The sequence below is a fragment of the Schaalia naturae genome (assembly GCF_042665795.1).
Taxonomy (GTDB): Bacteria; Actinomycetota; Actinomycetes; order Actinomycetales; family Actinomycetaceae; genus Pauljensenia; species Pauljensenia naturae.
On record NZ_JBHTEF010000001.1, the window covers coordinates 2,371,292 to 2,397,425 of the forward strand.

Annotated in this window: 19 protein-coding genes; 13 read left to right on the forward strand and 6 right to left on the reverse strand. The window is 70.0% G+C overall.

Annotation, left to right across the window (positions count from 1 at the left end; translation table 11 throughout):
- Positions 1–25: 25 nt before the first annotated feature.
- Complete coding sequence (locus ACFQWG_RS10525) at positions 26–1,339, reverse strand: ABC transporter substrate-binding protein (RefSeq protein WP_380975097.1); 1,314 nt, start codon at positions 1,337–1,339, stop codon at positions 26–28.
- A 163-nt stretch (positions 1,340–1,502) separates the two neighbouring features.
- Between ACFQWG_RS10525 and ACFQWG_RS10530 the strand changes: the two genes are divergently transcribed.
- Positions 1,503–2,549, forward strand: coding sequence for a LacI family DNA-binding transcriptional regulator (locus ACFQWG_RS10530; protein ID WP_380975099.1), 1,047 nt, complete (start codon positions 1,503–1,505; stop codon positions 2,547–2,549).
- Between the two features lie 133 nt (positions 2,550–2,682).
- Positions 2,683–4,545: a glycoside hydrolase family 2 TIM barrel-domain containing protein gene (locus tag ACFQWG_RS10535; protein WP_380975101.1), complete on the forward strand. Its 1,863-nt coding sequence runs from the start codon at positions 2,683–2,685 to the stop codon at positions 4,543–4,545.
- A gap of 135 nt (positions 4,546–4,680) precedes the next feature.
- Here ACFQWG_RS10535 and ACFQWG_RS10540 read toward each other — a convergent pair whose 3' ends face one another.
- The 4 genes from ACFQWG_RS10540 to ACFQWG_RS10555 are packed head-to-tail and all read right to left on the reverse strand — an operon-like array spanning position 4,681 to position 8,892.
- Entirely contained in the window at positions 4,681–5,490 is an 810-nt protein-coding gene (locus ACFQWG_RS10540; RefSeq protein ID WP_291500737.1) for a carbohydrate ABC transporter permease, read from the reverse strand.
- Positions 5,487–6,470 (reverse strand): carbohydrate ABC transporter permease, encoded by a 984-nt coding sequence (locus ACFQWG_RS10545; RefSeq protein WP_291500738.1) that lies wholly within the window; start codon positions 6,468–6,470, stop codon positions 5,487–5,489. The genes ACFQWG_RS10540 and ACFQWG_RS10545 overlap by 4 nt, the downstream gene beginning before the upstream one ends.
- Positions 6,467–7,855 (reverse strand): ABC transporter substrate-binding protein, encoded by a 1,389-nt coding sequence (locus ACFQWG_RS10550; protein WP_380975104.1) that lies wholly within the window; start codon positions 7,853–7,855, stop codon positions 6,467–6,469. The genes ACFQWG_RS10545 and ACFQWG_RS10550 overlap by 4 nt, the downstream gene beginning before the upstream one ends.
- On the reverse strand, positions 7,852–8,892 hold the full coding sequence (locus ACFQWG_RS10555) for a carbohydrate kinase family protein (protein ID WP_291500740.1): 1,041 nt from the start codon (positions 8,890–8,892) through the stop codon (positions 7,852–7,854). Before ACFQWG_RS10555 ends, ACFQWG_RS10550 begins: the two co-directional genes overlap by 4 nt.
- A gap of 147 nt (positions 8,893–9,039) precedes the next feature.
- Between ACFQWG_RS10555 and ACFQWG_RS10560 the strand changes: the two genes are divergently transcribed.
- From ACFQWG_RS10560 to ACFQWG_RS10595, 8 genes are all read left to right on the forward strand, one after another.
- The gene (locus ACFQWG_RS10560) at positions 9,040–9,843 is read left to right on the forward strand and encodes a DeoR/GlpR family DNA-binding transcription regulator (protein WP_380975106.1); all 804 of its coding nucleotides are present in this window, start codon (positions 9,040–9,042) and stop codon (positions 9,841–9,843) included.
- Positions 9,840–11,288, forward strand: coding sequence for a 6-phospho-beta-glucosidase (locus ACFQWG_RS10565; protein ID WP_380975108.1), 1,449 nt, complete (start codon positions 9,840–9,842; stop codon positions 11,286–11,288). The genes ACFQWG_RS10560 and ACFQWG_RS10565 overlap by 4 nt, the downstream gene beginning before the upstream one ends.
- Positions 11,289–11,654: 366 nt before the next feature.
- On the forward strand, positions 11,655–12,068 hold the full coding sequence (locus tag ACFQWG_RS10570) for a helix-turn-helix domain-containing protein (RefSeq protein ID WP_380975110.1): 414 nt from the start codon (positions 11,655–11,657) through the stop codon (positions 12,066–12,068).
- A gap of 237 nt (positions 12,069–12,305) precedes the next feature.
- The gene (locus ACFQWG_RS10575) at positions 12,306–13,787 is read left to right on the forward strand and encodes a hypothetical protein (RefSeq protein WP_380975112.1); all 1,482 of its coding nucleotides are present in this window, start codon (positions 12,306–12,308) and stop codon (positions 13,785–13,787) included.
- 423 nt (positions 13,788–14,210) lie between these two features.
- Entirely contained in the window at positions 14,211–15,842 is a 1,632-nt protein-coding gene (locus ACFQWG_RS10580) for a peptide ABC transporter substrate-binding protein (protein WP_380975114.1), read from the forward strand.
- 317 nt (positions 15,843–16,159) lie between these two features.
- Positions 16,160–17,086 (forward strand): ABC transporter permease, encoded by a 927-nt coding sequence (locus tag ACFQWG_RS10585; RefSeq protein WP_380975116.1) that lies wholly within the window; start codon positions 16,160–16,162, stop codon positions 17,084–17,086.
- Positions 17,079–18,050 carry an ABC transporter permease gene (locus tag ACFQWG_RS10590; protein WP_380975118.1) on the forward strand — a complete coding sequence of 324 codons (972 nt, stop codon included), beginning with the start codon at positions 17,079–17,081 and terminating at the stop codon, positions 18,048–18,050. Before ACFQWG_RS10585 ends, ACFQWG_RS10590 begins: the two co-directional genes overlap by 8 nt.
- Positions 18,047–19,834, forward strand: coding sequence for a dipeptide ABC transporter ATP-binding protein (locus ACFQWG_RS10595; RefSeq protein ID WP_380975120.1), 1,788 nt, complete (start codon positions 18,047–18,049; stop codon positions 19,832–19,834). The genes ACFQWG_RS10590 and ACFQWG_RS10595 overlap by 4 nt, the downstream gene beginning before the upstream one ends.
- A gap of 106 nt (positions 19,835–19,940) precedes the next feature.
- Here the strand turns inward: ACFQWG_RS10595 and ACFQWG_RS10600 are convergent, their stop codons facing one another.
- Positions 19,941–20,993 carry a hypothetical protein gene (locus tag ACFQWG_RS10600; protein ID WP_380975122.1) on the reverse strand — a complete coding sequence of 351 codons (1,053 nt, stop codon included), beginning with the start codon at positions 20,991–20,993 and terminating at the stop codon, positions 19,941–19,943.
- A 444-nt stretch (positions 20,994–21,437) separates the two neighbouring features.
- Here ACFQWG_RS10600 and gcvP point away from each other — a divergent pair, with 444 nt between their 5' ends.
- From gcvP to gcvH, 3 genes are read left to right on the forward strand one after another with little or no spacing between them, the layout of a single operon-like run.
- Positions 21,438–24,452, forward strand: a complete 3,015-nt coding sequence (gcvP, locus tag ACFQWG_RS10605; protein ID WP_380975124.1) for an aminomethyl-transferring glycine dehydrogenase — start codon at positions 21,438–21,440, stop codon at positions 24,450–24,452.
- A 1-nt stretch (position 24,453) separates the two neighbouring features.
- Positions 24,454–25,602: a glycine cleavage system aminomethyltransferase GcvT gene (gcvT, locus tag ACFQWG_RS10610; protein WP_380975126.1), complete on the forward strand. Its 1,149-nt coding sequence runs from the start codon at positions 24,454–24,456 to the stop codon at positions 25,600–25,602.
- A 49-nt stretch (positions 25,603–25,651) separates the two neighbouring features.
- Positions 25,652–26,041: a glycine cleavage system protein GcvH gene (gene gcvH, locus ACFQWG_RS10615; protein WP_380975128.1), complete on the forward strand. Its 390-nt coding sequence runs from the start codon at positions 25,652–25,654 to the stop codon at positions 26,039–26,041.
- Positions 26,042–26,134: the final 93 nt, after the last annotated feature.

Here is a 26,134-nt window from a genome sequence, read left to right on the forward strand (position 1 = left end):
GACGGCGGACGACCCTCGGCCCGCACTACTCCGACTCATCCAGCTTCGACTGGATCTGGGCAGACGCCTCCGTGAAGAGCTGGTCGACGTCGCCGGATCCGCTCGTGGCATTCTGGAGCGCCGGCGTGAAGATGTCGTTGTTGATCTCCTGGTTCGCTGGGACGCCGGTCATGTACATCGTGATGGCGTCGAGCACCTCGGAGGAGCCGAAGGTCTTCGTGTACTCGTTGGTCAGGTCCGACTCGGGGATGTCCGACCTCACGGGCGGGAAGCCTGAGCCGTTGGCCCAGGTGGTCTGCCCCTCGACGGAGTTCCAGTAGGCGAAGAACGCGTAGGCCGCGGCCTTCTCCTTCTCAGAGGTGGTCTTGGGGACGGTCCACGAGACCGCATCGGTCATGACCGAGAGATCCGCGTCCTCCGAGGCGCGGAACGGGACCGTGACGCCGAAGTTCAGGCCGGCGTCCGTCAGCCCGGTGGTCAGCCAGGGGCCGTTCATCTCCATCGCGGCCTTGCCTGAGGAGAAGAGCTGGTCCGCGTCCTCCCCCGTCATCCCGGTCGGGGTGATGTGATCGTTGACCACCATGTCCATCCAGAAGTCCGCGGCCTCGAGGGTCGCCTCACTGTCCAGTTCCGAGGTCTTTCCGTCGGCCGAGACGACGCCTCCACCGTTCTGCGCGAACAGCGCAGGGTAGATCGGGACCGTGTTGGTCTCGCCGATCGAGATCGCGTACTGCTCGGGCTTGCCATCCGAGTTCTCGTCGATCGTCAGCTTCTTGGCGTCTTCCGCGAACTCGTCCCACGTGGTCGGCGGCTGATCGGGATCGAGGCCCGCGGCCTCGAACAGGTCCTTGTTCCAGTAGAGCATGATCGGACCGATATTGAGAGGAATTCCGTAGTTCACGCCGTCGTACTCCGAGGCGCTGATGGCTCCACTCGCGAGTGGCGCGGTGTCCATGTAGGTCGTGTCCGCGTAGAAGTCCGTCGTCGGCGAGAGCACATCCTTCGCCGCGTACTGCGCCAGATTGGACGTGCTCATCGCGACGATGTCGGGGCTGGAGTCCGATGTGACCGATGTCAGGAACTTCTGGTACAGGGAGTCCCACGGGTAGACCTCGGCCTCGACCTTGATCTCGTCCTGCGAGGCGTTGAAGTCATCGATGACCTGCTGCAGGGCCGGTCCGTCCGACCCGGTGAAACCGTGCCATACCGTCAGCGTCGTGACGTCGCCGTCATCGCCGCTCTCGCCGCTGGCGGCCGAACCGCCGCCGCTGCCTCCGCATCCGGCCAGGGCGAGCGCCGCTGCAGCGAGCGCCGCCGTCATTGTCAGGGACCGCTTCATCTGTCTCTCCTGTCGTTGGGGCACTCGTCACTCCCACGCGCCGGTGCGTGCGGGGCAGGGTCGACATCGACCCCGAGGCGACTGCCGTGACCCTCACGACCGTAGTGTACAGCGCTAGAAAAAGTCAACACCCTTTGGCCCCCGCCCCTCTAGGATGGACGACATGACCACCGGCGGAAGATCTTCGGGCCACGTGCGTCTCAAGGACGTCGCCGCGCTTGCCGGCGTCTCGATGAAGACGGTCTCCAACGTCGTCCACGGCTACCAGCACGTCTCCCCGCAGATGAGGGAACGCGTCCAAGCGGCCATCGACGAACTGGGATACCGGCCGAACCTCACCGCGCGTCGGCTGGCGACGGGTCGGACGGGCATGGTCGCCCTCGCCCTCCCCGAGATGGACCAGCCCTACTTCGCCGAGATGGCGCGCCTCATCGGCGAGGAGGCGACCCGTCGCGGCTACCGCATCCTGGTCGAGCAGACCCTGGGCGAGGTCGAGGCCGAACGCGCCGTCCTCAGGGACCGGGAGGAGGGCCTGGTCGACGGCGTGATCTTCCACCCCGTCCGCATCGGCACCGTCGAGATCGCGCGCCTCCAGCCGGACACCCCCCTGGTCCTCCTGGGAGAGGCCGCGCTGCCCCTCACCGCGGACCACGTGATGATCGACAACACCGCCGCCGCCCACGAGGCCGTCGGCCTCCTCCTGGCCCAGGGCCGCCGGCGGATCGCCTTCCTGGCCGCCGTGCGCGGCGACATCACGGCGTCGACGCGGGTCCGTCTGCTCGGATACCAGGAGGCTCTGGTGGAGGCCGGGATCGATCCGGATCCCGGCCTCGTCCTCCAGAGCGACGGATTCGCGCTCGAGGACGGCGTCCGGGCCGTGTCCCAGGCCCTGGAATCCGATGTGGACTTCGACGCCGTCCTCTGCCGTGACGACCTCTTCGCCCTGGCGGCGATGCGCGCCCTGGACGCCGCCGGCCGATCCGTCCCTGGCGAGGTCGCGGTCCTGGGCTGGGACGACACCGCGTACGCGCGCAACGCCACGCCGCCGGTCTCCTCCGTCTCCCCCGACAAGAAGGCACTGGCCACTACCGCCTTCGACCTCCTCGAGGACCGTATGACCGGTTTCGACGGCCTGGGCCGGCACCGGCTCACCGCCTACTCGATCGCGGAACGCGCCACGACCTCGCCCGCGCCGCGCCCGGCCGGCTGATCCCCGCCCCCGCCCGACCGCGGCCCATCGGCCGCCTGGGCCCGCCTGTCCGCCCGCGCGGCATCCCCAGCCATCCGGACGGACGGCTCAACTAGCTTTACAGCGCTATAACCATTGACCTAAGCTCATCCGCATGATGGATGAGCATCTCCCGGCCGCCCGCGTCTCGGACGACACCCACCCCCGCCCCCAGATGGCCCGCGCGCGGTGGACGGATCTGTCCGGCCCATGGGGGTTCGCCTTCGACGACGAAGACCGCGGGGTCCGCGACGGATGGCCCAGGGCCTCGATGCCGTTCGACCGCTCGATCATCGTGCCGTTCCCCCCGGAGTCCCGGGCCTCAGGCATCGGGGACACCTCGTTCCACGGCGTGCTGTGGTACCGCCGCTCCATCGGCCAGGAGGACCTGGCCGAAGCCGGACACACCGAAGGGAACTCCCTGCTGCTGCACTTCGGCGCCGTGGACTATGAGGCAGACGTCTGGGCGGACGGCCTCCACCTGGCGCATCACGAGGGCGGACACACCCCCTTCACCGTCGAGCTCCCCCCGATCGGGACCGGCGGCGCCTCCACGGTGGTCGTGCGCGTCCGCGATGACCCGGAGGACCTCGCCCAGCCCCGCGGCAAGCAGGACTGGCAGCCCGAACCGCATGCCGTGTGGTACGACCGCACCAGCGGGATCTGGCAGACCGTGTGGCTGGAGTCCGTTCCCCCTCTGCACCTCACCCACGTGGCGTGGCGCCCGGACGCGGCGGCGGCACGGGTGCACATGGACGCCGAGCTGTCTCGCCGCCCCCGTCCGGGAACGCAGCTCCGCGTGCGTCTGAGCTGCGACGGCACCCCGCTGGCCGAGGGCACCGCCGTCTGCGCCCCCGGCACCGCCCGGACGGCTCTCACACTGGATGTGGACGCCCTGCGCAACGGCCAGGACCTGGACCGGTACCTGTGGTGCCCGGAGCACCCGGTCCTCATCGACGCCGAGGTCGCCCTCGTCCCCCCCGGCGGAGCCGCCGCATCCGACGCCATCGCCTCCTACTTCGGGTTCCGCAGCGTCGGGACCGATCGGGGACGGTTCCTGCTCAACGACCGTCCCCATCCGATCCGGGCCGTGCTCTCCCAGGGGTTCTGGCCTCGGTCCCATCTGGCCGCCCCCGATGCGGACGCCCTGCGCGCCGAGGTCCAGCTCATCCGCGACCTGGGGTTCACCACCGCCCGCATCCACCAGAAGATCGAGGACCCCCGGTTCCTGTACTGGGCGGACCGGTTGGGCCTCATGGTGTGGGAGGAGATGCCCAGCGTCTACGAGTTCGGCGCTCGGAGCACTCGACGTCTCCTGGACGAGTGGCAGGAGGCGATCCACCGGGATGACTCCCACCCCTGCATCGTGGCCTGGGTGCCATTCAACGAGAGTTGGGGCGTCCAGCACGTCGCGATGGACGGCGCGCAAAAGGACCTCCTGCGCGCCGCATACCACCTGACCAGATCCCTGGATCCCACACGCCTCGTGATCTCCAACGACGGATGGGAGCACACCGGGTCAGATCTGCTCACCCTGCACGACTACGAGAACGACCCGCGCAGCCTCCTCGCCTGCTACGGAACCTTCGAGGCACGCGCGCGGTGGATCCGCGGGATCGCCCCCAACGGCCGCCGCGTCGCGGTGGGCACGCCCGAGGAGCAGGCGTCCACCCTGGAGCAGCCCGTCGTCCTCAGCGAGTTCGGCGGGGTGAGCCTGCACCCCGACCACGACGGGGCATGGGGCTACAGCCTCGTCGGCTCGGTCGACGAGCTGGAACAGCACCTCCGCGACCTGTTCGGCGCCGTGCACCGGTGCGCGGGTCTGGCCGGATGGTGCTTCACTCAGCTCACGGATACCCAGCAGGAGACCAACGGCCTGACCGACGCCGATCGCGTCCCGAAGATCCCACTGGACCGCCTGCGCGCGATCATCGTCGGTGAGGAACATCCGCTGTCCGACGCCCCGGACTTCGGGTGAGTCGACCCGATGAGCGCCGCGGACCTGCGGCCATCGGGCGACGAGCCGTGGTCTCGACGAGGTCTCGAACAGGAATCCGCCGGAAGCGCCACCGAGACCCCACCTCGATGCGCGGCCGACGACCCGACGGCGCATTCACCCCTTGACGGCTCCTTCCGTCATGCCGGAGATGAACTGCTTCTGGAGCAGCAGGTACAGGACCACCATCGGGAGCGCCACCAGCACGGCGCCGGCCGCCAGCAGCGTCGAGCCGCTGGTGTACTGGCCCTGGAAGAAGGCGAGCCCCAGGGGCGCCGTGCGCATCTTGCCCGAGGGCGACATCACCAGCGGGATGAGGAAGTCGTTCCATGTCCACATGAAGGTGAGCACAACCTGGGTGACGACGGCGGGCCGCCCGATGGGCAGGAGGATGGACCACAGGATCCTCGCGTCCCCTGCGCCGTCGAGGCGCGCCGCCTCCAGGATCGCCGGGTCGACGCCCCGGAAGAACGCGCGCATCCAGAACGTGCCGAAGGCCAGGGACTGCGCGATCTGGGGCAGCGCGATCGCCCAGATCGTGTCCGTCAGCCCCAGGCTGCGCAGGTCGAAGAACAAGGGCAGCACGATCGCCTCGGAGGGCACCATGATCCCGAGCAGGAACACGTAGAAGAGCACGTCAGAGCCCCTCGGGCGCAGGATGCCCAGAACGTACCCGCTCATCAGCGACAACACCAGCGCCACGGAGACGACCAGGGCGGCGATGACGATCGAGTTGCGCATGTACTGGGAGAAGTGCCCCTGGTCCCAGGCGGTGGCGAAGTTCTCGGGGTGGAACCACGAGTGGTCGCCGATCCGCTCCGAGCTCAGCGCCAGCCACAGGACGTAGAGGATCGGGACCAGCGCCTGGGCCGCGAACAGCGCCAGGATGACGTAATTGACGAGACGCTCGGTGCGCGAGACGGTCATTTCTGACCACGCTCCCCCACCAGGTTGAGGGTCAGGTTGATGACGAAGATGACCAGGGTGAGGACGACGGCCAGGGACGAGGCCGTCCCGACCTGTCCGAGCCGGAAGGCCTGGTTGTACACCTCGTAGGACGGCACGGTCGTCGACGTTCCCGGCCCGCCCGAGGTCGTCATGTAGACCAGGTCGAAGGTCTTGAGCGCGGAGATGATCGTCAGCGTGAGCGACACGAGGATCTCCGCGCGCACCCCGGGGACGGTGACGTACCGGAACTGGCGAAACCATCCGGCGCCGTCCAGGGTGGCGGCCTCGTAGTAGTCCTTGGGGATCCCGGCGATACCGGACATCAGCAGCACGGTGACCAGGCCCGTGCTCACCCAGGTGCCGATGAGGCCGACCGCCACCAGAGCCGTCGAGTAGTCCCCGAGCCAGGCCGTGGTGACCTCTCCGGGCACGAACCACGAGAGCACGGTGTTGAGCAGCCCGTTCGGCTGGTAGATCTGGCGCCACGCGATGGCCAGGACGACCATGGCGATGACCTGCGGCAGGAACACGACGGTGCGGAAGAACCCGATGCCGCGCACCTTCGCGCGTGCCAGCAACGAGGCGAGGACCAGCCCGATGGCCAGAGGGATCACCGCATAGAAGACGATGAGCACGAGGGCGTGGGCGAAGGCGCCGACAAGGCGCGGATCGGTGAATGTCAGGCGGTAGTTGTCCAGGCCGGCCCAGGTCCCCGTCCCCAGGCCGTCCCAGGTGTACAGCGACAGCACCAAGACCCGCCCGATCGGGTAGAGCATGAACAGCCCGTACACCGCCAGGGGCAGCGCCATCAGCGCGACCGCGGCGAGGGCCCGTCCCCGTCGCTTCGAGATCCCGCTCCCCCGGTTGGGGGACGAGGGCGCCGCCGCCTCCCCTCGCGCGCGCCGCGGGCGGCGTCGCAGGGGGAGGGCGGCGGAGCGGATCGGCTGGGCGGAGGTCACTGTCCCGTGAACTCCGTGTAGGCCTGCTCGAGAGTGTCGAGGAATTCCTGGGGCGAGGACTTCTGATCGAGCAGTCCCTGGACGGCGTCACCAGCGACCTGGTCGAATGTCGGTGTCGCGTAGTCCAGGTACGGCAGGATGTTGCCATCGGTGGACACGGAGGCGAAGGCGTTCATGACGTCCGCCACGACCCCCGTCTGGTCGGCGGCGTAGGTCGCCGTGTCGTTGACGGGCACGTTCCCCGTGTCCGCCAGGACCTTCATGGCATCGGCGTTCGTGATGAAGTCGATGTAGGCGGCCGCGACGTTCGGGTTCTTGGAGGCGGAGGTGACGGCGAAGGGCAGGCTCGTCCCGCCGATCGTCTGGGCCTTGTCCATCCCCTGGGCGCTGGGCGGGAGCACGAAGCCGACATCGTCGCCCATGGCGTCCGCCAGATCGGGGGCCAGCCACGATCCGGCGATCAGATAGGCGCCGGTGCCCTGGGCGAAGTCCTGCCACACGGTGTCGTAGTCGACGCCGTTGAAGCCGTCGTTGAAGTATCCGGCCTTCGCCCAGTCCTGCAGCTCGGTGGCGGCGGCCAGGTTCTCATCGGCGTCCCAGCTGGCGCCGGCGTTGCCGAAGCCCAGCGTGCGCACCGTCTCCGCATCAGCGTGCTGGCCCAGGACCACGCCGAAGTCCTGCAGGCCCGGCCACTTCTCGACGTTGCCGAGCATGAGCGGGGTCTCGCCGGCGTCCTTGATCGTGCCGAGCTGGTCGCCGAAGGCCTCCCACGTGGTGGGCAGATCCAGGCCCAGCTGCGCGAGCTTCGCCTTCGAGTAGTAGATGCCGACGGCCTCGCCCATCTGCGGGAGGCCGTAGAGGCAGCCGGTGCCGAAGTCCGTCGCGTCGGAGGAGTAGGAGGAGTACTGGAGGATCGACTCGGAGTATTCGTCTCCCCACCCGTAGGCCTCAGCCCAGGGATCCAGGCAGACCAGCTGGCCGGCGGCGACGAACTGGCCCATCATGTTGCGTCCGTTGTTGGCCTCGACCACGTCGGGCGCGTCGTCCCCGGTCAGCGCCAGCCGCAGGGTGGTCTGCAGGTCGTCGAAGGACTGGGAGACCCGGTTGATCGTGATGTTCGGGTACTTCTCCATGAAGGCCTTGTTGAGCTGCTCCATCTGCTCGTTCTGGCCTCCGCGGACCTCCTGGTCCCACACGGTGAGCGTGTAGTCCCCGACGTCCGAGATGTCGGTGGACACCTCGACGTCGCCCGACGCGCCGGTGCCGGACTGCCCGGACTCCTCGGAGGCCGCGCCGCCTCCGGCCGAAGGGGCGCAGGCCCCCAGGATCGCGATGCTCACGGCGGCCGTCACGGCGACCGCGCATCGCGCGATGCGTGTTCTCATGGACGTTTCCTCTCAATCAGGTCAAGGAATTGAATGTCATATTCCTTGGGAATGTCATCTCTGCGCAAATTCGTCCATTGGGCGAGCCGCTCAGCCGTCGGAGCCGAGGCTGATCCGCCCGGCGACTCGACCGTGCAGGCGGCGGCCAGCGAGGCGGCGCTCAGCGCGGCCCGGGGACCCAGACCATGCGCATGCGCCCACGCCAGCCCCGCAGAGAAGGTGTCACCGGCCCCCGTCGTGTCGACCACACGCGCGGGCATGGCTGGCAGCCGGATCTCCTGGCCGTCCAGGATCGCCGTCACGCCCCGGGGGCCGCAGGTCACCACGACGCCGGGGACCAGCTCGGCCAGGGCGCGCGCCGCCGACTGCACGTCGTCGCGACGCGTGTAGCGCCGGGCCTCGACGTCATTGGGCGCGAAGACATCCGCCGCGTCCAGCGCCTCTAGGTCCATGGGGTCCCATCGCTGCGAGTCGTCCCAGCCCGCGTCCGCCAGCACCCAGGTGGGAACGCCGGTCCCCCCGCGCCCCCCCGCACGCCACGAGTGCACGGCGCCGCGGTTGTCCGCGAGCGCCCGCAGGTCCGCGAGCAGGGCGGCCGGAGCCTCCAGACCGGCTAGGCCCGGCACGGCGTCCGTCCCGAAGGTCGTCATCGCGCGATCGCCGTCGAAGAACAACGAGGTGGTGACCGACTGCCGGGGGATGTCCGTCGAGAAGGCCAGGGAGACGCCCTCGTCAAGGAGCCGTGAGCGGACCAGCCCGCCCGCGCCGTCCATTCCCAGGAACGCGATGAGCGAGGCCGGCAACCCGAGCCGGGCGCAGGCGACCGCCTGGTTGGCGGAACCGCCGGGCATGAGGTCGCAGTGGGGCACCCACTGCTCCTCGCCGGGGACCGGAGCGTGAGCGAGACCACTCATGACGACGTCGAGGAAGACCGGGCCAGCGATGTAGATGCGCATGTCGGAGGGCACTTTAGCCGCTCCGGCTCCGCGGGGGTCCCCCCACGCGCCGCCGCCCGCGATCTGGCCGGAATCGCTCATCGCCCTCGCCTCCTCCCCATTGCGGTCACTCTGTGCGAGGTGTCCGACGTGGCGCGAGCCACGTGACATGGCCCACTCTACGCGACGCGTGCGCATTTGTGCGCGCTTCTGCTCGAAATTGGTGGCCGATCCGGTAGGATTGACTCCATGTTGGCCCAACAGCGACGCTCGACGATCCTCTCCCTCGTGAGGGAGGGGCGCGGAGCCACCGTCGCCGACCTCGCCACCCGCCTGGACGTCTCCGAGTCGACGATCCGACGCGACCTCAACGACCTGGACCGCCAGGGGAAGCTGCGCCGGGTCCGCGGGGGAGGCGCGCCCGAGGTCGACGATCAGCCCTTCGCCCATGTGGCGGCGCGGGCTTCGGAGGAGAAGGACCGCATCGGCCGGGCCGCCTCCGCGCTGGTGCGCGACCGCGACATCGTGCTCATCGACATCGGGACCACCGGAGCCGCGGTGGCCCGGCACCTGCGCGGGCGCGCCATCACCGTGGTGACCGCGTCCCTGGCGGTCGTCGACGAGTTGCGCGACGACCGCCAGGTCGAGCTCATCATCCTGGGGGGCGTGGTGCGCCCCTCTTACCTGTCGATGGTCGGCTCGCTCACCGAGCACGCCCTGTCGCAGCTCCGCGCGGACATCGCGTTCATCGGCACGTCGGGCGTGCTGCCCGATGGGACGGTCATGGACACCACCGGCATCGAGGTGCCCGTCAAGCGGGCGATCCTCGCGAATTCCGAGCGCACGTGCCTGGTGGCCAGCTCGGACAAGTTCCCGGGCTCGGGTCTGCTGCCGGTGTGCTCGGTGGGCGACCTGCGAGCCGTCATCACCACGGCGCCTGCCGCGCGCACGGCGCCGTTGGACACTCTGGACGTCATGGACGCCCCGGACCTCGCGGACACCTGGGGCGTCCCGGCCGGGGGCGCGGATTCAACGAAAGTGGTGCAGGCATGAAACTGGTCATCGTCGGCGGGGGCGGGTTCCGCGTCCCCCAGATCGTGGAGGTTCTCTCCCAGGCCCGGACCGGCACGGGCTCCCATCCGGGGCTCGTCGTCGACGAAGTCTGTCTGCATGACGTCTCGACCGCGCGGCTGGACACCATGCGGGCGGTCCTGCGCGATCTCGCGTTCCCGTCTTCCCCGCGCGTCACGGCCACGACCGAGCTGCGCACCGCTCTTCGCGGCGCCGACTTCGTCTTCTCCGCGTTCCGAGTGGGCGGGACATGCGGGCGCGTCCTCGACGAGCGCGTCGCGCTGGCCCAGGGCGTACTGGGCCAGGAGACGGTCGGGGCGGGCGGCTACGCCTTCGCGTTCCGCACGATCCCAGCGGCGATGGAGCTGGCGCGCGCCGTGCGCGAGGTGGCTCCCGGGGCCTGGGTCATCAACTTCACGAACCCGGCGGGAATCATCACCCAGGCGATGCGCACCGTGCTCGGAGAGCGCGTCGTGGGGATCTGCGACACTCCGATCGGCCTGGTCAGGCGTTCTTCCGCGGCGCTCGGCCTGGATCCGGCGCGGATCTCGGAGGTGCCGGGGGGCCCCGCCGGGGGCGAGGGCGGAGCGGGCCTCGACTTCGACTATGTCGGACTCAACCACTTGGGCTGGCTGCGGTCCCTGACCGTCGACGGCAGCGACCGTCTTCCGGCGCTGATCGGGGACGATTCGCTGCTCGATCACATCGAGGAGGCCCGCGCGATCGGGGTGGACTGGATCCGGACGCTGGGGATGCTGCCCAACGAGTACCTGTTCTACTACTACCTCAACCGGGAGTCGGTGGCGCGCATCCGCGAGGAGGCCCAGACCCGCGGGGAGTTCCTCGACCAGCAGCAGGGAGCCTTCTACCGCGAGGCCGCGGCAGCGCCCGAGCGAGCCGGTGAGTTGTGGACGGCCACGCACGACGAGCGCGAAGCGACGTACATGGCGGAGTCGCGTTCCGAGGAGGAGCGCGCCGGGCGCCGCGAGGAGGACATCGCCGGTGGCGGATACCAGCAGGTCGCCCTGGACCTCATGACGGCGATCTCGACGGGGACGCCGGCCCGGATGATCCTGGACGTCGCGAACTCCGATGCCGGCGGGGCGGGTCCGGACGGCGCCGGGACGGGCGCGCTGCTGATCCCCCAGCTGCGCGAGGACGCGGTGGTCGAGGTCCCCTGCCTCGTCGACGCCGACGGCGTCCACCCCCGCAGAGTCGGTGCGCTGTCGGGACCGGAGCTGGGCCTGGTGACATCCGTGAAGGCCTGCGAGGAGCTGGTCATCGAGGCGGCCTTCACCGGACGCCGGGAACTGGCCTGGCGGGCACTGGCCAGCCACCCGCTGGTGGACTCCGTCAACGTCGCGAAGCGGGTGCTGGACGGCTACATCCAGAAGAACCCGGACGTCGGGGCGGTGTTCGAACGCTGACGCGAGATCGGTCCCGGCCGAGCCGCCGGCCGCCGAGGGGGCGGCGAGCTGTGACCTCGGCGCCGTCATGTCCGGGAACTCGCCAGATCCCCCGCCGAGACCCCACCTCGTCGACCCGAGGGCGGGGGTCGCGGCGTCCGGCGACGCCGAGGGCGGGGCTCACCGCATGAAAACGGGTTCTCACGGCCGATGTCGGCGTCGACATCCCCTCTGGGCGTCACCGGCTCCCCGGTACACCCGGCTCCGGGCGTAAAAAGTGGAGAGGCTTAAGAGGTTCCGGGGAACAAGTCCACGAGAAAGAAGCGGATTTGCCCACCCGCCTGCTGTTAGTTCACGGCATGGACGGGATCCCTCGTCGAGTCGCAGGTGGTCCACGACCTCCGCGTGTGCGCCCAGGCCATGGGCGCCCGAGGGGTCTTCCACCATCGGGGCATGCGCGCCCGCGACGAGTTCGACGCAGTCGTCGAGGCTGACGACGGTCGCTGGATCGGTGTCGAGAGCAAGCTCGGTCTGGGCTCACTGGGCGAGGCGGCCTCCTTGGCGGGGATGAGCGAGTCGGCATTCAGTCGATTCTTCCACCGGCACTCGGGGGTGACCTCCTCGACGCTGGTCCGGCGCCTGCGAATCTCCCGCGGCTGCCACCTGCTGGCCTCGACGGACCTGCCGGTCTCGCAGATCCAGTACGAATGCGGGTATGCCAACGGCTCGAACTTCCACAGGAGGTTCCTCAAGGAGATCGGCATGACGCCGTCGGAGTACCGCCGCAGGTGTGGGAGCTGACCGGCGCCACCCTCGTCGATGGGGACGAGAAAGGCACTGTCCATTCGCGATTCTCAGGGAAACCTGTCCACCGGCGTTCACCCCTGTGACAGCCGGGATCCGTAGGGTCATCGCCGGCTCCCCCGGTATGACGCCGGATCCGTTCCAGCGCCTTCCCGCGGCAGTGCGCGACCCCGTTCCGGACCGCGTTCGCGTCGAGGGAATCCTGGTCAGCGGGGCGAGAGAAAGAAGATTCAGATGTCACCACGTGCGCACAAGAGGCGCCTGCTCATCGCCGGTGCCGCCTCGGCATCCGTACTCGCGACGCTCGGGGCCCTCCCCACCCTCGCGGCGCCGACGGCTCCCGCGCCCGACCCCATCGCCCTGATGAACGAGTACGATGACTACTGGACGCCCTTCCCCTACGACAAGGCGGATCCGAGCACGGGGTTCCGCGGGGACGTCGTCGACCCCGTCATGCTCGGCGCGAACGACGACATCCTGGTCGCGATCAACCACGCCGGTGCGGCCGACGAGACCCAGTTCCACCGGGCCCTGATCGACGCCGACTACGACTGGAAGCAGACGCTTCCCGACGCGCTGGGCCCCGTCCTCGGCGCGTACTTCTCCGAGGGCGTCGCCGACGGCTCCCTCCCCCTGACCACCGGCGTCATCGACTCCTTCGGGGCGCAGGCCGGAACCGGAGAGACCAAGCCCCACTACAACTTCCCCCGACCGTTCCTCGACGACCGCTCCCTGGGCGGGGAGAACGACCTCGATGGGCTCCAGGCGAATCTCGGGATCGCCGAGATCCCGGACTGGACCGATCCCGCGACCGGGAAGACACACACCGCCTCCTACCAGAGCATGATCGACGGCGTCTCGCAGGCCTTCCCGTCAGGGCACACGACCTACGCCTACTCCGTCGGCTTCGCCCTGGCGGCACTGATGCCGCAGCTCGCTCCCGAGATCATCACCCGCTCGTCCGAGGCCGGCGTGTCCCACCTGCTCTCCGACGACGACTACGTGGCCTCGGAGATCGAACCCGCCCATCAGGAGCTGGCAGAGTACCTGACCGAGCGCTGCGCGGAGGACGGACACGGCGACACGCTCGAGGCGTGCCTCGATTCCCTCGGAGCGAACGACGCCGGCGGGTACACGAACGCCTTCACCGACGCGGTGTCCGCCGCCCCCGTCACAGACCGCGCCTCGGCGCTCGCGGCCTACCGGGCGCGCATGACCTACGGGTTTGGTCAGGTCGGGACCTCCGGCCAAGCCGCCCGCGTTCCGGCCGGCGCGGAGAGCCTCCTGGTCACCGCCTTCCCGACGCTGACCGGCGAGCAGCGCGCCGCCGTCCTGGCCGCGACCGAGATCGACTCGGGCTTCCCGCTGGACTCCTCCTCCGACGGCTGGCAGCGCCTCGATCTGGCGGCCGCGACCAGCTCGAAGGTCACCCTGGACGTCACGGGCGCCGTCATCAGCGTTGAACCCGGCCAGCCGGCCGCCTCCGTCGTCACGGAGCAGCCGGAACCCACGCACTCACAGGGATCGGCCGCCCCGACCTCCCCCGCTCCGACCGCTCCCGCATCCCAGACGCCGACCGAGACGGTCGCGGCGCAGGCCCCCGGGAAGCTCGCCGACACCGGAGCCGGCCTCCAGGCCGCCGCCCCGCTCGCCCTGATGCTGGTCCTCGCCGGCGGCACGGCCGCCCGCGCCTCGCGGCGCCGTTCCACATCCTGACCCCGCATCGGCCCCGAGCCCGGCCGGCCCGCTCCCACGGAGCGGGCCGGCCGGCTCCGTTTCCCCGGACGCTGCTCCCCGACTACTCCTACTCCCGGAGACATCCCCGGGAACGGGGAAGGCGCCCGATCCGAAGACCGGGCGCCTGCCCATGGGGCCCGAGGCGGCGGGCACCCACGACACGACACATTAGCCCAGGCGCCGGCGCCCACGAAAGCAAACATGCCTGTTCGCGCAGGTCGCAGGGTTCATCCTGTTGACGGACGAGGCGTATATCTCGGTGGATTTATGAGATCGTTACCTGAATGTAACGCTCATATGGTGAACCTCGTGGGCATCGGCACAGCCGAGCCCAGTAAAGTCCACAGCACATCTGGTGGTTCTCCCCAGAGGTCAAATCCCACCCGTGTCCCAGGAGGCACCATGAAGTTCAAGAGGTCCTGGCTGGCTGTTCCAGCCGTCCTCGCCCTGTCGCTGACCGCGTGCTCCAGTGGCGGCGGCGACGAACAGTCCGCGTCCGGCGACGCGAGCGCGTCGGGCTCCACCGCAGCGTCCACCGGCATCGTCACCGGCAACAGCTCCGAGCCGCAGAACCCGCTGATCCCGACCAACACCAACGAGGTCGGCGGCGGCAAGATCCTCGACCTGATCTTCGCGGGCCTCGTGTACTACGACGCCGACGGCGCGGCCCACAACGAGATGGCCGAGTCGATCGACACGGACGACAACATCACGTGGACGATCACCCTCAAGCAGGGGCAGAAGTTCTCCGACGGCACCGAGGTCAAGGCGCACAACTTCGTCGACGCGTGGAAGGCCGGCGCGAAGAACGCCGATCTGTCCGCCTACTTCTTCTCCCCCATCGAGGGCGCGGACGACGAGGGCTCCGGCGACCTCACCGGCCTCAACGTGGTCGATGACTACACCTTCACGGTCAAGCTCAAGCAGGCTGAGTCCGACTTCGGCTCGCGTCTGGGCTACTCCGCGTTCTACCCGCTCCCCGACTCCACGCTGGCCGATCCCGAGACCGGCGGCGAGAACCCCGTGGGCAACGGCCCGTACATGGTGGCCGACGGCGGCTGGCAGCACAACGTCCAGATCGACCTGATCCCGAACCCCGAGTACACGGGCGACCGCACGGCGCAGAACGGCGGCGTGACGCTGGTCTTCTACACCACGCAGGACGCGGCCTACAACGACCTCCTCTCGGACAACCTCGACGTCCTCGACGCCGTGCCGGACTCGGCGTTCGGCACCTTCGAGACGGACCTCGACGGCCGCTCGGTCAACCAGCCTGCCGCGATCTTCCAGTCCTTCACCATCCCGACGACGCTTGAGCACTTCGGAATGGACGACGAGGGGCGCCTCCGCCGCGAGGCGATCTCCTACGCCATCGACCGCGACCAGATCACGGAGACGATCTTCCAGGGCACGCGCACGCCGGCCAAGGACTTCACGTCCCCCGTCGTCGACGGCTACAACGACGCCATCCCGGGCAGCGAGGTCCTCACCTACGACCCGGACAAGGCGAAGGAGCTGTGGGCCCAGGCCGACGCGATCTCGCCCTATGACGGCACGTTCACCATCGGCTACAACTCCGACGGCGGGCACCAGGCATGGGTCGACGCCGTGGCGAACTCCATCTCGAACACGCTCGGCATCACGGCGCAGGGCAACCCCTACCCCGACTTCAAGTCGCTGCGCACCGACGTCACCGGCCGCACCATCACCGGCGCGTTCCGCACGGGCTGGCAGGCCGACTACCCGGGCAAGTACAACTTCCTCGCCCCGCTGTACGGCACGGGCGCGGGCTCGAACGACGGCGACTACTCCAACGCCGACTTCGACTCGCTGCTCAGCCAGGCGGCTGCGGCTCCCTCGGCCGATGAGGCCAGCAGCCTGCTCGACCAGGCCCAGGAGGTCCTGTTCAAGGATCTTCCGGCCATCCCGCTGTGGTACTCGAACGTGACGGGCGGGTACTCGACGCTGGTCGACAACGTGGAGTTCGGCTGGAACTCCGTGCCGCTGTACTACGAGATCACCAAGGCCGAGTGACCTCTGGCTGATCGCTGAACGCGTCACCGCGCACTGTGGCGGGCGGGTCTCCGGGACCCGCCCGCCACAGTCGCGTCCGGGTGTGGTGTCGCATCCAGATCCAAGGTCCCGCGTGACAACTCGTTTGCGACTCGTTTACCCTAGGCTGCAGCTGTGGGCCGCCCACCGGGCGGCGACCTCGTCAATGCCCGCAACCTGGGCACAGGCGATCCCCACGGCTGCGAACGCGAACCGACGCGTTCACCTGCTCCAGGTGCGATCCACCGGGACGGTGACGGGCCCGGCCGCGCACTGTCCCTCCCCATAAGGAATCATCCATGCTCCGATACATCGGACGGCGGCTCCTCCAGACCATCCCGGTCTTCTTCGGAGCCACGTTCCTGATCTTCGCGATGGTGTACCTGATGCCCGGCGACCCAGTGGCCGCCCTCGGCGGCGATCGCGGCGTGACCGCCGATGCCGCTGCCAGGATCCGCGCGGAGTACAACCTGGACAAGCCGTTCTGGCTCCAGTACCTGCTCTATCTCAAGGGCGTCGTCACCCTCGACTTCGGCACCACCTTCTCCGGCCAGCCGGTCAGCGCCGTCATGGGCCGCGCCTTCCCGGTCACCATCCGCCTGGCCATCTACGCCATCATCATCGAGGCCGTCCTGGGCATCGCCGCCGGCGTCGTCGCCGGCGTCCGCCGCGGCGGGATCTTCGACTCCACCGTCCTGGTGGTCTCCCTGGTCGTCATCTCGGTGCCGACCTTCGTGATCGGCTTCGTCCTGCAGTTCCTCTTCGGCGTCAAGTGGGGGATCTTCCCCACCACGGTCGGCGCCCACGTCTCGCTGAAGTCCCTGACGTTACCGGCCTTCGTGCTGGGCGCCCAGTCCCTGGCGTACGTCCTCAGGCTCACTCGCCAGTCGATCTCGGAGCATGTCAACGCCGACTTCGTCCGTACGGCCCGCGCCAAGGGCATGACCGGCGGGTCCGTCATGCAGCACCACGTGCTGCGCAACTCGCTGATCCCCGTCGTCACCTTCCTCGGAGGCGACCTCGGAGCCCTCATGGGCGGCGCGATCGTCACCGAGGGTATCTTCAACGTCCCCGGCATCGGCAACGCTCTGTGGCAGTCCATCCTCAAGGGGGAGCCCGCCACCGTCGTCTCCATCACGACCGTCCTGGTCTTGGTCTACATCTTCGCCAACCTGGTCGTCGACCTGCTCTACGCCTGGCTCGACCCGAGGATCCGCTATGAGTGAGTACATCCCCTCCGCGAACATCGCCCGCACCCGCAAGGGGCAGGCCCATTTCGTCTCCGACACAGACGAGACCGGCCTCGGCGCCGTCGACGCCGTCGCCGACGAGTCCGCCCCCTCCTCGATGTGGGGGGAGGCATGGAAGAGCCTGCGCAAGCGTCCGCTCTTCTGGGTCTCCGCCGTCATCATGGTGGTCGCGATCCTCGTCGCCCTGTTCCCCCACCTCTTCACCTCCGTCGACCCCCGTTTCTGCGAGCTCCAGAACTCGCTCAAGGGCCCGACCGACGGCCACCCCTTCGGGTTCGACCGCCAGGGATGCGACATCTACTCCCGCGTGGTCTTCGGCGCCCGCGCCTCCGTGTCCGTCGGCGTGCTCTCGACCGTCGCCGTCGTCCTGATCGGCGGGATCATCGGGTCGCTGGCGGGCTATTTCGGCGGCTGGCTCGACGCCCTGCTCTCCCGCATCACGGACATCTTCTTCGCGGTGCCGCTGCTGCTGGCCGCCATCGTGTTCATGCAGATGTTCAAGGACCACCGCAACGTCATCATGGTCGTGGTGGTGCTCTCCGCGTTCGGATGGACGCAGATCGCTCGTATCACACGCGGCGCCGTGATGAGCGCGAAGAACGAGGAATTCGTCACCGCGGCCCGTGCGACGGGTGCGTCGACCTGGCGGATCCTGGCCAGCCACATCCTGCCGAATTCGATGGCCCCGATCATCGTGTACGCCACCGTCGCGCTGGGCACCTTCATCGTCGCGGAGGCGACCCTGTCCTTCATGGGCATCGGGCTCCCCTCGACGATCGTCAGCTGGGGCGGGGACATCCAGCAGGCGCAGGCGTCGCTGCGATCCCAGCCCATGGTCCTGTTCTACCCGGCCCTGGCGCTGGCGCTCACCGTCCTCAGCTTCATCATGATGGGCGACGCCGTCCGCGAAGCCCTTGATCCGAAGGCACGCAACCAGTGACTGATCCACACGATTCCACCACCCCTCCCGCTTCCGATCACGACGTGGAGCAGGCGGTCACCCGCGCCGTCCTGGGCGGCGCCTCCGCCTCGGACGAGGTCGACCACCCGGACGACGCGAACCCGCTCCTGCGGATCACCGACCTGGAGGTCGCCTTCCAGTCCTCGACCGGGATGGTCCCCGCGGTGCGCGGGGCGAACCTCACCGTCTACCCCGGGCAGACGGTCGCGATCGTCGGCGAGTCAGGCTCGGGCAAGTCCACGACGGCCGCCGCCGTCATCGGGCTGCTGCCCGGCACCGGCCGCATCACCGGCGGCACCATCGAGTTCGACGGACGCGACATCACGCACCTGACCACCAAGCAGTGGGTGGAGCTGCGCGGATCCGGCATCGGCCTGGTCCCGCAGGACCCGATGACGAACCTCAATCCGGTCCAGCGCATCGGCACCCAGGTCAAGGAGGCGCTCACCGCGAACAACGTGGTGCCGCGCTCCGAGGTGGGGGCGCGCGTGGCCACGCTGCTCGAGGAGGCCGGTCTGCCCGAGGCCGAGAACCGCGTCAAGCAGTACCCGCACGAGTTCTCCGGCGGCATGCGCCAGCGCGTCCTCATCGCCATCGGCCTGGCGGCCCATCCGAAGCTGCTCATCGCCGATGAGCCGACCTCGGCGCTGGACGTCACCGTCCAGCGGCGCATCCTCGACCACCTGGCGACGATGACCGCCGAGCTGGGCACGGCCGTCCTGTTCATCACCCACGACCTGGGGCTGGCCGCCGAGCGCGCGGAGCAGCTGGTCGTCATGCACCGCGGCCGCATCGTCGAGTCCGGGCCCGCCCTGGAGATCCTCCAGCATCCCCAGCACCCCTACACGAAGCGCCTCGTGTCGGCGGCCCCGTCGCTGGCCTCCGCCCGCATCGAGTCCGCCCACGCCCACGGCATCCAGGTCACCGACGAGGAGCTCACGGGCTCCGGGCTGGGCTCGATCTCGACGAAGGAGATCGTCCGCGTCGAGCACCTCACCAAGGAGTTCGACGTCCGGGGCACGAAGGGCGAGGCCAAGACGCTGCTCGCCGTCGACGACGTCTCCTTCGCGCTGCGCCAGGGCACCACGCTCGCCCTGGTCGGCGAGTCCGGCTCCGGAAAGTCGACCGTGGCCAACATGGTGCTCCACCTCCTGGAGCCCACGTCGGGCAGGGTCTTCTACGACGGCGAGGACACGACGGCCTACACGGAGAAGCAGCTCTTCGCCCTGCGCCGCAAGCTCCAGGTCGTCTTCCAGAACCCGTACGGGTCCTTGGACCCGCAGTACTCGATCTACCGCGTCATCGAGGAGCCTCTGCGCGTCCACGGCATCGGGTCGAAGAAGGAGCGCCAGTCGCGCGTCGAGGAGCTCCTGGACCTCGTCGCGCTGCCGCGCTCGACCATGCGGCGCTACCCCAACGAGCTCTCCGGCGGGCAGCGCCAGCGCGTCGCCGTGGCCCGCGCCCTGGCCCTCAATCCCGAGGTCATCGTCCTGGACGAGGCCGTCTCGGCTCTGGACGTGCTGGTCCAGAACCAGATCCTCTACCTGCTCAATGACCTTCAGGCCCAGTTCAAGCTGTCCTACCTGTTCATCACGCACGATCTGGCGGTCGTCCGCCAGATCGCCGACGACGTGGTGGTCATGGAGCACGGCAGGCTGGTCGAGGCCGCGCCCAGCGACCGGCTCTTCGACCACCCCGTCCAGGACTACACGCGCGAGCTCATCGACGCCGTCCCCGGACGGGCGATCCAACTGAACCTCTGAGGGCCCCTCCGCGCCGAACCGTGGACATCCCGACCGGAAGCGCCAGATCGCTCCGGTTCGACGACTCGCCCACGGTTCGGTGCGGCAACGCAGGTCGCATGCCCGTTCACGCCCTCCGGTCGCGCGCGCCGACAGCTGGAGGCACAGGCCGCCAAAGTCCGCGACGCTGAGGATCGACGACGGCGCCGCCCCACCCGAGCAACTCGACTAGGCGGGCACGCAGCACCTCGAAGTCCGCGAAGTCATCCCAGGTGAAATGGAAGACCTTCCACCCGGCCCGGACCAGGTCCTGGTCCCGGGAGAACATGCGGCGACGGTTCCTCACGATCTCTGCTTCGGTGTCCCCGAGTTTACCCATCCCGTCGAATTCCAGGGCGATCCTCAGCGCCGGGAAAGCGAAGTCGATGAAGCGGCGGGTGCCGTTGACGACGACCTCGTGCTGGAGTTGCGGCATCTCCGGACAGACCGACAGGAGGACCCACAGGAAGGCGCGTTCCCCCACGCCTTCGCATTGGGCGCTGGCAAACCTCAGGATCCGCCGCGCCGTCCGGATGCCCCGCGTTCCCGGCCTGCCGTCTAGCACGGCCAGGAGCCGCTCACGGATGGGGCCGTCGGCGTCCGGCGAGGTCCGCAGCGCCCATCTGTCGAGGCCCGTGAGCCTCCGGAGGATTCCGCACACCGCGACGAACGCCTCCAGCGGATGGCGGGTGCACGCGAAGAGCAGAGCGGTGTCCTCCAGGGAATCGAACCAGAGGTCGCCGCGCCGGAAGCGCCGGCCCGTCCAGCGCGCCATCCAAGTCTGGCGGACGAGCACGCCGGTCACATCCGCCCGGCCGACGCGGACCCTGGGGAGCCGGGAGCCCGCATATCGCTGCTCGCAGCGGAAGGTCACATCCGGGTTGTCGACCCACCCTTCGATCCCCCACAACGCCAGGGCCGAATACAGCGTGAAGACGAGCGGCTGCGCGCAGGTCTGCGCCACGGCCAGGATCCTCGCCTCCGCAACGCGCCGCCGGGACTCCCAGGGCTTGGACGTCACGTCCTCGGGGCTCAGCCGCAGGAATCTGCCCCTCTTGATCCGGACATGGTCGGGGGAACGGACGACCCTGTTCCTGCTGCCCGAGTCGACGGTGATGATCTCGCTGGTCGTGGTCCTCATGGCGCGAGCCTCGCGGACTGCGGGCGCGCGGGCCAGAGGCCCGAGCGCCGATTGTGGACGGCGGTGAAATGGGCCCGCCCTCCTGTGGACGATCCCGGAGACCGGGAACAGCCGGGGCGGTGCCGGGGGAGCGGATGGGGATGGGGAGGATCGCTCGCGCGGGCCCGCCGGGGGCGAGGGCGCCACGCGGATCACGCGCCGAACCGTGGCCGTCGCATCGAACCGAAGCGATCTATCGCTTCATATCGGTGAGAACTCCACGGTCCGGCAAGAAAGACACGGTTCGGCTGGGAGAACCGGAACGCTCGGCGCCGAAAGGCCCGGGACGACGGACGAACGTCCCAAGAATCTCCCGGAGGGACGTAGAGTGGTGGCGGAGGCCACATCAACGGCCTCCGACCATGCTTCACCGGCGCCAGACCCACCGTGACCAGGAGGAGATGGATGGATCACGCAGGCTTTGTCCCTCGTCATGTCGGCATCACCTCGGAGGCGGATCTGGCCCGCGCGCTGACGCGCATCGGCGTGGACTCCTTGGAGGCGCTGATGGACGCCGCCGTCCCGGCGTCGATCCGCGACGAGCCGGTCGGAGCGCGAGCCGGGGAGCCGCCCTCGTCAATCCCGGAACCGGCCTCCGAACAGCGGGTCCTGGCGGAGCTGCGGGACCTCGCCGCGCAGAACACGCCGATGCGCCAGATGATCGGACAGGGCTTCTTCGACACCGTCACGCCGGCCGTCATCCGCAGGAACGTCCTCGAGAACCCCGCGTGGTACACCGCTTACACGCCCTACCAACCCGAGATCTCGCAAGGCCGCCTGGAGGTCCTCATGGTCTTCCAGACGATGGTCGCCGACCTCACGGGGCTCCCGGTCGCCAACGCCTCCCTGCTGGACGAGTCCTCGGCCGCCGCCGAGGCGATGCTCCTCATGAGGCGGGCGGCGGCGCGGGCCCCGCGCGGCGGCGCCGACCCCGTCGTCCTGGTCGACACCGACGTCTACCCCCAGACGCTGGCCGTCCTGCGCGGACGGGCGCGTGCCGCGGGCGTCACCCTGGTGGAGGCCGATCTGTCCGCCGGGCTCGACGCCGCCCTGGCCGACGAGCCCTCCCCCGCCGCGAACCGCCCCCTGGCCGGAGTCATCGTCCAGCAGCCAGGCGACTCCGGACGGCTCACCGACTGGCGGCCGCTCATCGCCCGGGCCCACGAGCGCGGGGCATTGGCCACCGTCATCGCGGACATCCTCTCCCTCACCCTCCTCTCCCCGCCGGGAGACCAGGGCGCCGACATCGCGGTGGGCTCCACCCAGCGCTTCGGCGTGCCCCTGTTCTTCGGCGGTCCGCACGCCGCCTACATGGCGGTGACCGACGCGCTCACCCGGCAGCTGCCGGGGCGCCTGGTGGGACTCAGCCACGACGACGCCGGGGCGCCCGCCTACCGCCTGGCCCTGCAGACCCGCGAGCAGCACATCCGCCGCGAGCGGGCGACCTCGAACATCTGCACGGCCCAGGCTCTGCTGGCCATCGTCGCGGCGCTCTTCGCCGTCCACCACGGGCCGGAGGGCCTGCGCGCCATCGCCGGACGCGCGCACGCCCACGCCCGCCGGCTGGCCGGCCGACTCTCCGCCGCCGGGATCAGCCCCGCCCACGACGCCTTCTTCGACACCGTCCGCGTCGCCCTGCCCGACGAGGCCGCCGCCGACTCCGTCGTCGGGGCCGCTGCCCGCGGCGGCGTCAACATCCGGCGCGTCGACGCGAGAACCGTGTCCGTCTCCGCCGACGAGACGACCACCGGGGACGACATCGACGTCGTCCTGCGGGCGTTCGGAGCGGACGCCGGGGCGGAGCCGGACCGCCCGCGCAGCGGGAGCGGCCCGCTCCCCCCGGAGGAGGGGGACGCCCTCGACGGGATCCCAAACGCCCTGCGACGCGCCTCGGCGTACCTCACGCACCCGGTGTTCCACGAGCACCGCTCGGAGACCTCGCTCATGCGCTACCTCCGGCGTCTGGCGGACCGCGACCTGGCGCTCGACCGCACGATGATCCCGCTGGGCTCGTGCACGCTCAAGCTCAACGCCGCTGCCGAGATGGAGGCGATCAGCTGGCCGGGATTCGCCGGCATCCACCCCTTCGCTCCGCCGGACCAGACGCGGGGCTGGCGACGCCTCACCCGCGACCTCGAACGATGGCTCGCGGAGATCTCCGGCTACGACGCCGTCAGCCTCCAGCCGAACTCGGGAGCCACCGGCGAGTACACCGGCCTTCAGGCGATCCGCCTGTTCCACCTCTCCCAGGGCCACCCCGAGCGCCGGGTCTGCCTGATCCCCGCGAGCGCCCACGGCACGAACGCCGCCTCGGCGACGCTCGCGGGCCTGGAGGTCGCGGCCGTCGCCACCGCGGCCGACGGCGCCATCGACCTGGGGGACCTGCGCTCGAAGCTCGAGGCCCATGCGGGCCGCGTCGCGGCGATCATGGTGACCTACCCCTCCACCCACGGCGTCTACGAGCCGCAGATCCGCGAGGTCTGCGACCTGGTCCACGCCGCGGGGGGGCAGGTCTACATCGACGGCGCCAACCTCAACGCGCTCATCGGAGCGGCCCGGCCCGGACGCTTCGGCGGCGACATCAGCCACCTCAACCTGCACAAGACCTTCTGCATCCCCCACGGCGGCGGAGGGCCCGGCGTCGGCCCCGTCGCCGCGTCCGCGCATCTCGCGCCGTTCCTGCCCGGCCCGCAGGCGCCCGCGACCTGGGCGTCCAGTGCGGGGGCGCGGCCCGGCCCGGATCCAGACGACGCGCGGGCCGGAGCGCCGGTCGCGGCCGCCACCTTCGGCTCCGCCGGCGTCCTGCCGATCTCGTGGGCGTACATCCGCCTGATGGGGGCCGACGGCCTGGCGCGCGCCACCCGGGGAGCCGTCCTGGCCGCCAACCACATCGCGCGCTCGCTGGCCGGGGACTTCCCGGTGCTCTACACCGGAGCCGGGGGGCTCGTCGCCCACGAGTGCATCCTCGACCTGCGCCCCCTCACCCGCGAGTCCGGCATCACCGCCGAGGACGTCGCCAAGCGCCTCATCGACTACGGCTTCCACGCCCCCACGCTCGCCTTCCCCGTCGCCGGGACCCTGATGGTCGAGCCCACCGAATCCGAGGACCTCGGCGAGCTCGACCGGTTCGTCGCCGCCATGCGCGCCATCCGGGCCGAGATCCAGGACGTCATCGACGGGCGCGTGCCGGCCGGGGAGTCCGTCCTGCGGCAGGCGCCGCACACGGCGGCCGTCCTCATGGCGGACCGCTGGGACCGGCCCTACACCCGCGCGCAGGCGGCCTTCCCCCTGCCGGGCATGTCCGCCGACAAGTACGTGCCGCCGGTCGGCCGCATCGACGGCGCCTGGGGGGACCGGCACCTCGTGGCCACGCTGGCGCCGCCCTCGTCGGCGGGACGCCCGGCCGGGGAGGCGGACTGACATGCTGCGTTCACCCCTGCACAGCCGGCATGGGCAGCTGGGCGCGTCTTTCACCGGCTTCGCCGGATGGGAGATGCCGCTCCAGTACTCCTCCGCGCTGGCCGAGCACCACGCCGTGCGGAGCAGGGCCGGGCTGTTCGACCTGTCCCACATGGGCGAGGTCAGGGTGTCCGGCCCCGGCGCCCTCGAAGCCCTCAACCGGACCTTCGTCGGCGACATCTCCCGCCTGCGCATCGGCCGCGCCAAGTACACGATGCTGTGCGACCACGCCGGCGGGATCCTCGACGATCTCATCGTCTACCGCCTGGGGGACTCGGAGTTCCTGGTCGTCCCCAACGCCGCGAACGTCGCCGTGGGGGTCGCCGCCATGGACGAGGGCGCACGCGGCCTGGAGGCGACGGTGGAGGACCGGACGGCCGCGACGGCGCTCATCGCCGTGCAGGGCCCGGCCGCCCAAGACATCCTGATCCGGGCGCTGGAGGCGGACGGGCAGTCCGCCGCCCCGGTGCGCGACGTCCGCTACTACGCCGAGGTCCCGGTGGTCCTGGGGGGAATGCCCGCCATCTGCGCGCGCACCGGATACACCGGGGAGGACGGGTTCGAGCTGTTCCTCCCCTGGGAGGCGGCCGGCGGCGTCTGGGACCTGCTGATGGAGGCGGGGGGGCCGGCCGGATTGGTGCCGGCCGGACTGGCGGCCCGCGACTCGCTGAGACTGGAGGCCGGCATGCCCCTGTGCGGCCATGAGCTGACGTCGGAGACCATGCCGTACCAGGTCGGGTTGGGCCGCGTGGTCGCCCTGGGCAAGCCGCAGGACTTCCCGGGGCGCGCCGCCCTGGAGCGCGCCGCCCGGGAGCAGGAGGCGGGGAACGGGCCGAGTCCCGTCCTGGTAGGCCTCTCCGCCGACACGCGCCGCCCCCTTCGCGAGGGGTTCGCGGTGCTGCGGCCCGCCTCGCCCGACGATCCGGGCACCCGTGTCGTCGGCACGGTGACGTCCGGGATCTTCAGCCCGACCCTCGGTCACGCGATCGCGATGGCCCTGGTCGACGCCGCCGTCGCCGCGCCCGGCACCGCCCTGTCCGTCGACGTCCGCGGCCGGGGTCAGCCCGCGGACGTCGTCCCCCTCCCGTTCCTCCGGCGCGAGCGGCGGTGAGGGCCGGCGCCATCCTCGTCCCCGAGCACCCCCCACGAAAGGACCCGTCATGAGCGGCACCCCCCAGGACCTGCGCTACACCCCCGAGCACGAGTGGGTCGACGGCGCCTCGCCCGCGCGCGTCGGCATCACGCACGTGGCCGTCGATCAGCTCAAGGACATCGTCTACGTCGACCTGCCCCAGCCGGGCACGCCGGTCGCCGGCGGCCAGACCTGCGGCGAGATCGAATCCGTGAAGTCGGTGGCGGACCTGTACTCGCCGGTGACGGGCACCGTCGTCGAGGTCAACCAGGCCGTGGTCGACGCGCCCGAGCTCATCAACGACGGCCCCTACGAGGCGTGGCTGTTCACCGTCGAGATGCCGGGCGGGACGCTGCCGGACACGCTGCTCACCGCCGAGGAGTACGACCAAGTTGTGGCGGCTGCCGAAGAGGGATGAGGGAGAAACGGCGACGACCTGCGCGGACGCGTGAGCACCGGCCTCATTCCGACCCTTTCCCTCCCTGGAATTGACCTTTTTTTGACCTTGTTC

Bases quoted from the DNA above. Each gene is read 5' to 3' on its own strand.
- ACFQWG_RS10555 (WP_291500740.1), bottom strand. From the start codon at position 8,892: ATGAGCGATTCCGGCCAGATCGCGGGCGGCGGCGCGTGGGGGGACCCC.
- ACFQWG_RS10575 (WP_380975112.1), top strand. From the start codon at position 12,306: ATGTCACCACGTGCGCACAAGAGGCGCCTGCTCATCGCCGGTGCCGCC.
- gcvH (WP_380975128.1), top strand. From the start codon at position 25,652: ATGAGCGGCACCCCCCAGGACCTGCGCTACACCCCCGAGCACGAGTGG.
- ACFQWG_RS10530 (WP_380975099.1), top strand. From the start codon at position 1,503: ATGACCACCGGCGGAAGATCTTCGGGCCACGTGCGTCTCAAGGACGTC.
- ACFQWG_RS10535 (WP_380975101.1), top strand. From the start codon at position 2,683: ATGATGGATGAGCATCTCCCGGCCGCCCGCGTCTCGGACGACACCCAC.
- ACFQWG_RS10585 (WP_380975116.1), top strand. From the start codon at position 16,160: ATGCTCCGATACATCGGACGGCGGCTCCTCCAGACCATCCCGGTCTTC.
- ACFQWG_RS10590 (WP_380975118.1), top strand. From the start codon at position 17,079: ATGAGTGAGTACATCCCCTCCGCGAACATCGCCCGCACCCGCAAGGGG.
- ACFQWG_RS10540 (WP_291500737.1), bottom strand. From the start codon at position 5,490: ATGACCGTCTCGCGCACCGAGCGTCTCGTCAATTACGTCATCCTGGCG.
- ACFQWG_RS10600 (WP_380975122.1), bottom strand. From the start codon at position 20,993: ATGAGGACCACGACCAGCGAGATCATCACCGTCGACTCGGGCAGCAGG.
- ACFQWG_RS10550 (WP_380975104.1), bottom strand. From the start codon at position 7,855: ATGAGAACACGCATCGCGCGATGCGCGGTCGCCGTGACGGCCGCCGTG.
- ACFQWG_RS10565 (WP_380975108.1), top strand. From the start codon at position 9,840: ATGAAACTGGTCATCGTCGGCGGGGGCGGGTTCCGCGTCCCCCAGATC.
- gcvT (WP_380975126.1), top strand. From the start codon at position 24,454: ATGCTGCGTTCACCCCTGCACAGCCGGCATGGGCAGCTGGGCGCGTCT.
- ACFQWG_RS10525 (WP_380975097.1), bottom strand. From the start codon at position 1,339: ATGAAGCGGTCCCTGACAATGACGGCGGCGCTCGCTGCAGCGGCGCTC.
- ACFQWG_RS10560 (WP_380975106.1), top strand. From the start codon at position 9,040: ATGTTGGCCCAACAGCGACGCTCGACGATCCTCTCCCTCGTGAGGGAG.
- gcvP (WP_380975124.1), top strand. From the start codon at position 21,438: ATGGATCACGCAGGCTTTGTCCCTCGTCATGTCGGCATCACCTCGGAG.
- ACFQWG_RS10580 (WP_380975114.1), top strand. From the start codon at position 14,211: ATGAAGTTCAAGAGGTCCTGGCTGGCTGTTCCAGCCGTCCTCGCCCTG.